The 701-nt window shown below is 38.1% G+C and carries 1 protein-coding gene; it reads left to right on the forward strand.

Translation table 11 applies throughout. The features are described from left to right. A partial coding sequence (locus tag FE392_RS19405; protein WP_319931783.1) for an IS30 family transposase occupies positions 1–701 on the forward strand: 701 nt, incomplete at both ends.

The following is a 701-nucleotide window of genomic DNA, read 5'->3' on the forward strand; positions in this document are numbered from 1 at the left end:
CGTTCTGCCGCAAAAGCAGTTAAAGTCACACCCGAGATCATAAAGTGGATCAAGGTGTTAATTTGGCAAGATTTAAGCCCAGAGCAAGCTGTAGGCTACCTCAAGCGAGAAAAAGCCATCTCTTTACATCATGAAACGGTTTATCGTTTTATTTACAAAGATAAAAATAATGGCGGCGACTTATGGCAACATCTCAGGATTGCGAAAAAACCGTATCGTAAACGCTATGGGAGTTATGAACGCAGAGGAAAAATCAAAAATAGAGTCAGTATTGATAATCGCCCGAAGGTTGTGGAAACAAAGCAACGTATTGGTGATTGGGAAGGGGATACCATCGTTGGAAAAGATCATAATAGTGCATTATTGACTTTGGTTGAACGCAAATCCTTATTTACCGTCATGATTAAACTTGAAAACAAAACGGCGGAAGAAGTCACAAAAGCAGCAACAAGACATTTATGCTTTATAAAACATAAGATTAAAACTATTACCTTTGATAATGGTTTGGAATTTGCCGACCATGAGAGCCTCAGTAAAAATCTAGGGGCAAAAATTTATTTTGCTCACCCTTACTCTCCTTGGGAAAGAGGGATAAATGAGAATACGAATGGGTTGATCAGAGATTATTTCCCAAAAGGAACCGATTTTAATCAAGTATCAGAGTTGGAAATAAATCTCGTGGCAAACCGATTAAATAAACG

This window comes from Xenorhabdus santafensis (assembly GCF_033949405.1).
GTDB lineage: Bacteria > Pseudomonadota > Gammaproteobacteria > Enterobacterales > Enterobacteriaceae > Xenorhabdus > Xenorhabdus santafensis.